This is a genomic window from Conyzicola sp., from assembly GCF_046714715.1.
In the GTDB taxonomy this organism is placed as follows: Bacteria; Actinomycetota; Actinomycetes; order Actinomycetales; family Microbacteriaceae; genus Conyzicola.
Window position 1 is genome coordinate 1 of record NZ_JBKKAD010000013.1, and the last position, 6880, is coordinate 6880.

At 71.6% G+C, this 6880-nt stretch carries 7 protein-coding genes; 4 read left to right on the forward strand and 3 right to left on the reverse strand.

Annotated features, from left to right (window positions below):
- Positions 1-14: 14 nt before the first annotated feature.
- The gene (locus tag ACLQ6X_RS01280) at positions 15-1322 is read left to right on the forward strand and encodes a Gfo/Idh/MocA family protein (RefSeq protein ID WP_411698356.1); all 1308 of its coding nucleotides are present in this window, start codon (positions 15-17) and stop codon (positions 1320-1322) included.
- 72 nt (positions 1323-1394) lie between these two features.
- Here the strand turns inward: ACLQ6X_RS01280 and ACLQ6X_RS01285 are convergent, their stop codons facing one another.
- Together ACLQ6X_RS01285 and ACLQ6X_RS01290 are read right to left on the reverse strand one after the other, a co-directional pair.
- A complete protein-coding gene (locus ACLQ6X_RS01285) occupies positions 1395-2477 on the reverse strand; it encodes a mandelate racemase/muconate lactonizing enzyme family protein (RefSeq protein ID WP_411698351.1) in 1083 nt (360 codons plus the stop codon).
- Complete coding sequence (locus ACLQ6X_RS01290; protein WP_411698352.1) at positions 2474-3379, reverse strand: NAD-dependent epimerase/dehydratase family protein; 906 nt, start codon at positions 3377-3379, stop codon at positions 2474-2476. The genes ACLQ6X_RS01285 and ACLQ6X_RS01290 overlap by 4 nt, the downstream gene beginning before the upstream one ends.
- 167 nt (positions 3380-3546) lie before the next feature.
- On the opposite strand from ACLQ6X_RS01290, the gene ACLQ6X_RS01295 reads away from it, so the two are divergent.
- Genes ACLQ6X_RS01295 through ACLQ6X_RS01305 form a run of 3 tightly spaced genes read left to right on the forward strand, consistent with a single transcriptional unit; the run spans position 3547 to position 6715 of the window.
- Positions 3547-4545 (forward strand): LacI family DNA-binding transcriptional regulator, encoded by a 999-nt coding sequence (locus tag ACLQ6X_RS01295; RefSeq protein ID WP_411698353.1) that lies wholly within the window; start codon positions 3547-3549, stop codon positions 4543-4545.
- Entirely contained in the window at positions 4542-5609 is a 1068-nt protein-coding gene (locus ACLQ6X_RS01300; RefSeq protein ID WP_411698354.1) for a M24 family metallopeptidase, read from the forward strand. The genes ACLQ6X_RS01295 and ACLQ6X_RS01300 overlap by 4 nt, the downstream gene beginning before the upstream one ends.
- A gap of 14 nt (positions 5610-5623) precedes the next feature.
- A complete protein-coding gene (locus ACLQ6X_RS01305; protein ID WP_411698355.1) occupies positions 5624-6715 on the forward strand; it encodes a Gfo/Idh/MocA family protein in 1092 nt (363 codons plus the stop codon).
- Positions 6716-6718: 3 nt separating this feature from the next.
- Here the strand turns inward: ACLQ6X_RS01305 and ACLQ6X_RS01310 are convergent.
- Positions 6719-6880: acetylxylan esterase (locus ACLQ6X_RS01310; RefSeq protein ID WP_411698357.1), on the reverse strand; the 162-nt coding region annotated here is incomplete at its 5' end.

The following is a 6880-nucleotide window of genomic DNA, read 5'->3' on the forward strand; positions in this document are numbered from 1 at the left end:
CAGAAGGACCCCTCGTGACCGAACGCTACGCGCTCATCGGAACCGGGCACCGCGCCCAGATGTACCTCGACGCCATGCGGGGCGACCACGCCGACGTGGCCGAACTCGTGGCCTGGAGCGACACCAACCAGGGTCGGCTCGACTTCTACCAGGCGCAGTTCGTGGCGTCGCACGCTGCGGTTCCGCTGCGGTTCGCGCCGGACGACCTCGAGCGCACGATCGCCGAGCAGAGAATCGACCGGGTGATCGTCACCTCGCCCGACTTCACCCACGCCGACCTCGTGTCGCGGGCGCTGCTCGCGGGCGCCGACGTGGTGGTCGAGAAGCCGATCACTATCAACGCCGAGGGCCTGCGCCAGATCGCCGCGGCCATCGAGGCCAGCGGCAAAACCGTGGTCACCACGTTCAACTACCGGTACAGCCCGCGTAACTCGGCGCTGCGCGAACTGATCCAGTCGGGGGCGATCGGCTCCGTGACATCCGTGCACTTCGAATGGGTGCTCGACACCGTGCACGGCGCCGACTACTTCCGGCGTTGGCACCGCGACAAGCAGAGCTCGGGCGGCCTGCTCATCCACAAGGCCTCCCACCACTTCGACCTCGTCAACTGGTGGATCGACGCCGCTCCCCGCCGTGTCTTCGCGAGCGGTGGGCTGCGGTTCTACGGCGCCGCGAACGCCGCCAGCCGCGGCCTCGGTGCGCGCATTCCGCGCAACACCCACGCGGGCGACCCGTTCGTGCTCGACATGGCCGCCGACCCGCGGCTGAAGGGCCTCTACCTCGACAACGAACACCTTGACGGCTACGTGCGCGACCGCGACGTGTTCGACGACGACATAACGATCGAGGACAACCTGGCGCTGCTCGTCGACTACGACAGCGGCGCGACGATGTCGTATTCGCTCAACGCGCACAGCCCGTGGGAGGGGTACCGCGTGATGGTCAACGGCACCCTGGGCCGCGCCGAGCTGGAGGTCGTCGAACGCGGCGCGGTGCTGGTCGGCGAAGACGGCGTGGTGGTCGTCGACCCGAGCGCGACGCCGCTGTCTGGCTCGGGCGACAACCTGCGGCCCGAGGGGGAGCGCCTGCTGCTGCAGCGGCACTGGGAGGCGGCGGTCGAGGTGCCGATCCCCGACGGCATCGGCAGCCACGGTGGCGGTGACGCCTACCTGCTCGACCACGTATTCAACCGGGTGACGTCCGACCCGCTCGGCCGCCCGGCCGGGTATGCCGACGGGGTCAAGGCCGTGTCGGTGGGCATCGCGGGCAACGCGTCGCTCGCGAGCGGGCTGCCGGTGCTGATCGCCGACCTGGGCGTCTAGCCCTAGTTCATCGGCGGCATATTGCGCTTCCCGGGCGCCAGGAAGAGCACTATGCCGCCGACGACGCGACGGCTAGAGCGGCGACCGCTCGACGAGCGGGATTCCGATGCCCGGGGCGCCCGGCGCCGTGAGCGTCGGGCCGTGGAACACCACCGGGCTCGGCCCGGCGAGCAGCCCGAGGGTGTCGAGGTCGGCGTCCTCGACCCGTTCGACGCGCGTCTCCTGCGCGATGCACATCGCGAGCTGCCCGCTCAGCTCGGGCAGCAGGTGCGGGGCGAGACGCAGGTCGGCCTCGTCGACGAGGTCCGCAATCTCGAGGAACGGCGTGATGCCTCCCACCCGCACGACGTTCGGTTGCAGGATGTCCGCGGCGCCGAGCGACGCCAGTTCGCGGAACCGGTGGATCGTGTGCACGTTCTCGCCCAACGCGACCGGCACCCCGATCGACCCGCGCAACTCGAGGTAGCCGAGCGTGTCGTCGCTGCGCAGCGGTTCCTCGATCCAGTGCGGGTCGAACCGTTCCAGCGCGCCGATGGCGGCGACCGCGGTCGGCACGTCCCAGCGCTGATTCGCGTCGATCATCAGCTGGCGGTCGGGGCCGATCACGTCGCGAACGGCGGCGACGCGGTCGACGTCCTCCGTGACATCCGGCTTGCCGACCTTGATCTTGACGGCGTCGTAGCCGGTCCCGACCCAGCGCTGCGCCTGCGCGACGAGCTCGTCGAGCGAGTAGTGCAGGTTGACGCCGCTGCCGTAGACGCCGACGGTGCTGCGGATGCGCCCCACCGCGTCGGCGAGCCCGAGTGACGCGCGTCGGCCAGCCGCATCCCAGAGGGCCAGGTCGACGCCCGCCATGGCGATGGTGGTGACGCCCCCGCCGCCGGCCTCGTGCAGGTGCCGCCACAGGTCGGCCCAGAGTGTGCGCGCGTCGGCACCGCGGCCGACGACGAACCGCGCGATGTCGGTGTCGATGAGCGCGCGCACGGCCTCGGCGCCGATGGTGGGGGTCCACGAGAAGCCGGTCCCCGTGACGCCGTCGCTGCATTCGACGTCGACGCGAACGAGATGCAGCCAGGGCGCGCTCGGCACCCACGGTCGCGGCATGGCGGCGGTCAGCGGCGTCGTGGCGACGCGGGTGATCGTGGGGACGCTCACGACGTTCCCTCCGCGGGGGCGACGAGCAGCGCGCGCTGGTCGGGCGTCAGCTCGGTGCGCCACGACCGGGTCGGCGCCCAGCCCAGCCGGTCGGTCGCGTGGGCCGAGCTGAACGCCGGGGCGGTGCCGTCGAGCTCGGACGCCGCCGCGTAGGGCAGCAGCTCCCGCAACGGCGCCAGCGCGAGCGCGTCGGACGCCCCGACGAAGAAGACCTCGCCGTTCGCGTCGGCGCCCGCGCGCTCGACCCAGGCGACCACGAAGTCCGCGGCATCCCGCGCGTCGACGTAGTTGAACAGTGAGACGGCGGCGAGCGACGGGTCGTTCAGCCGGTCGACGACGGTGTGCCCCTGCTGCGTGGGCGCGCCCGCCCATTCCCCCGGGGAGATCACGAAGCAGGGTCGGAAGGCGCCGAAGAGGGTGGATGTCTGCTGGCGGGCGAACATCGCGACGAGGTTCTCCACCAGCTGCTTCGACAGGGCGTAGGCGTTCCATGGCCGGGCGCGGTGCTCCTCGTCGAGCGGCAGGTAGTCGGGCTGCCACCCGGTCGGGCTGCCGTAGCCCATCACGGTGGGGCTCGACGCGGCGAGCACACGGGCGACGCCGTGCTCGCGGGCGGCGTCGAGCACCGTGAACGCGAGCCGGGAGTTGGTGTCGAGGATGACGCCCTCGGGCGCGCTGAACGGCACGGCGATGGCGGCCAGGTGCACGATCGCGTCGGGGGTTTCGGCGGCCACGAAGTCGGAGAACGCGGTGGGGTGGGCGAGGTCGATGTCGACCTGGCGGCCGCCGAAACCGGGAGCCGTGACCCGGTCGACCGAGACCACCTCGTGGCTCGCCGCCGTGAGCGCGTCGAGCGTGGAGCGTCCGAGGCGTCCGGCGCCGCCCGTTACCAGGATCTTCATTCGTCCTCATCGTCGTTGATCGGAGGGTGCTCGTGGGGGTCGTGCAGGTGAGAGGACCAGAAAGCGCTTTCTCGGATACACTCTAGGCTCGAAGCGATCCCCGCCGCACCACCAGCGACACGATCGTTTCGACGCAGCAGAGAATTTCACGCAAAGGAGCGGGGAGTATGACGGTTCGACCCGAGGGTCGCGCGGTGACGATCTTCGACGTCGCCCTCGCTGCTGCCGTGTCGCAGGCCACCGTCTCCCGCGTCGTGAACGGCAAGAGCACCGTCGACCCGGCGATCGCCCGCCGCGTGCTCGCCGTGGTCGACGAACTCGGCTACCGCCCCAGCGCCACGGCGCGCAATCTCGCCCGCGGAAGCACGCAGACGGTGGGTGTGCTCGTGCCCGACCTCGGCAACCCGATGTTCCAGGAGGTGCTGCGCGGGGTCACCCAGGCCGCGTCCGCCGCAGGATACCGCGTGCTCGTGGCCGATTCGCAGGAGTCGCTCGCCGACGAACCGGAACTCGCGGCCGAGGCCCGCCGCCGCTGCGACGCGCTGGTGCTCGTCGCGCCGCGGATGACCGACGACGAGCTGGGCGAGCTGCTGCCCCGACTCGCGCCGGTCGTGCTGGTGAACCGCTCTATCGCCGGAACTCCCGAGGTGGTGGTCGACTACGCCGCGGGCGCGGCCGCCGCCGCCGACCACCTCGCGGGGCTCGGCCACACCCGCATCGCCTATCTCGCGGGCCCGCCGTCGAGCGAGTCGAACCGCCGCCGGCTGGCCGGACTCGAACGGGCGCGGTCCCGCCATGCCGACCTCGTGGTCTCGACCATCGCCTGCGGCGCCACCGTGGACGACGGGGCGCGCGCGGCCGGCACGCTCGGCGACGCGACCGGCGTCATCGCCTTCAACGACCTCGTGGCGTTCGGGCTGCTTGCGGCCCTGCGCGACGCCGGCGTGCGTGTGCCGGGCAGCGTGTCGGTCGTCGGCTTCGACGACATCGAGTTCGCGCGCTATGCGACCCCGGCGCTCACCACCATGGCCGTGCCGCGCCAACTGCTCGGCGCCCGCGCGTGGGACGCCCTGCTCGCCGAGATCGAGGGCGGCGCCGCGGCGGCGCCCGTGCTGTTCACGCCGACGCTGGTCGTGCGGTCGAGCACCGCGGAGGTCGAGCGATGACAATCACGGCCGACCGCGCCGCCAAGCGCGAGCGCCTGCTCGGCGTGCTCGCGGCCGCGGGGGCTGACGAGCTCGTGCTCACCGGCCACGGCGCCGTCTCCTGGTACCTCGGGGGTGCCCGCACGCACGTGAGCCTGGCCGGGGACCCGCTGCTCGCCGTCGTCGTCGGGCGCCACCGCGACACCGTGGTCGTGTTCTCGAACGAGCGTGCCCGACTCGAGGCCGAGGAGCTTCCCGCCGACATCGACGTGGTCGAGGTGCCCTGGCACGATCCGCTCGCGAGCGCCCTGCCGACCGGCCCGCGCGTGCTGAACGAGCACGACGTCGCCGCCGAGTTGCGCGCCGCCCGCGCCGCCCTGCTTCCCGCCGAGCTCGCCGGCTTCCGCGCGCTCGGCCGTGAGTGCGCCGAGGTCGTCACATCCGTGCTGGGCGAGGCACGCGGCATCCAGAGCGAACGCGACAGCGCCGCGACACTCGGTGCCGCTCTCATCTCCCGCGGCATCGACCCGCTCGTTCTGCTCGTCGCCGGGCGCGACCGGCTGGCCCACCGTCATCCCCTGCCGACGGATGCCCCGCTCGGCGACCGCGCGATGGTGGTCGTCTGCGGGCGCCGCGACGGACTCATCGCGAACCTCACGCGCTGGGTGCGCTTCGGACCGGCGCGGGCGGCCGAGGCCGACGCGGAGGCGCGCATCCGCGAGGTCGAGGCGGCGTTCTTCGCGGCCACGGTCGCCGGCGCCACCCTCGGCGACGCGTTCGTCGCCGGCACCGCGGGCTACGCGGCCAACGGTTTCGACCCCGACGAGTGGCGCAACCACCACCAGGGCGGCGCGGCCGGCTACAACGGCCGGGACCCGCGCGCGACGCCGGGCGCGACCGACATCATCCAGCTGGGGCAGGCCTTCGCCTGGAACCCCACCGCGCCCGGCGCGAAGATCGAGGACACCGTGCTGCTCACCGCCGACGGCATCGAGGTGATCACCGCGGACGACGCGTGGCCGACCGTGACGGTGGGCGGCATCCGCAGGCCCGTAGAACTGCAACGACCCGTAGAACTGCAATGAGAGAGAGAAGCACCGTGACCACCACCCTGCGCGCCGCCATCATCGGAACCGGCTCCGTCGCGACCCTGCACGCCCGCAGCCTCGACCACATCGAGGGCGTCGAGCTCGTGGCGGTCGCCGACGTGATGCCTGGTCGGGCCCGGGAGTTCGCCGACGAGCACGCCGCGGCCGCCCACGCCTACGACTCGCTCGAGGCTCTGTTCGCCGCAGAACGGGTCGACGTCGTGCACCTCTGCACCCCGCCCGGAGTGCACGCGCCTCAGGCCGTGGCCGCCTTCGCCCACGGCGCGCACGTGATCGCCGAGAAGCCGCCGGCCCTGTCTCTGGCCGAGCTGCAGTCGATGACGGATGCCGCGGCTTCCGCAGGCCGCGAGTTCGCGGTGGTCTTTCAGCAGCGCACCGGGTCGGCCGCCGACCACGTCAAACGGCTGCTCGACGCCGGTGCGTTCGGGCGCGCGCTTTTCGCGACGTGCAACACGCTCTGGTTTCGCGACGCCGAGTACTACTCCGTGCCGTGGCGCGGGCGCTGGGAGACCGAGGGGGGCGGCACCACGCTCAGCCACGGCATCCATCAGATCGATTTGCTCGCCTACCTGCTCGGCGACTGGCGTCAGGCCTCCGCGCAGCTCTGGCGCCAAGCGCGTGATGTGCAGACCGAAGACGTGTCGACCGGCACCATCCTGTTCGAGACCGGCACCGTGGCATCCGTCTCGACCTCGGTCGTGTCGCCGCGCGAGACCAGCTCGATCCGCATCGACACGGAACTCGCCACGATCACGGTGGATCATCTCTACGGCCATGGCCACGAGAACTGGCGCATCACTCCTGTTTCAGGAAGCCTCGATGATCACGACGACTGGATTCTTCCGGAACAGGAGGAACGGAGTGGTCACGACGCGTTCATCCGCGAGGTCTACGACGCCCTGGGCAAGGGTGAGCCTCTGCCGGCGGTGGCGACGTCTCCCGCCAGATCGCTCGAACTGGTCACGGCCATCTATTCGTCTTCGTCGACCGGACGCGCGGTCACCCCGGCCACCCTGAAGGATGACACCGCTCGCCTCGGTTCGCTCGAGTCGCCGGTCACTGATCAGCGCCGCCTTCGCTAGAGGTCAGGCCGCGGATCCGGCGATCGAGGAGAAATGGCGCCATGCCGAGAGGAGATCCTCGGTGTCGCCCCCCTCGTGCCCGTTGAACTCCCAGACCGACATCTGTTTGGGGCCGGCATACGCGTTGTAGGCCCCGAAGACCGTCGACGGCGGACAGGTGGCGTC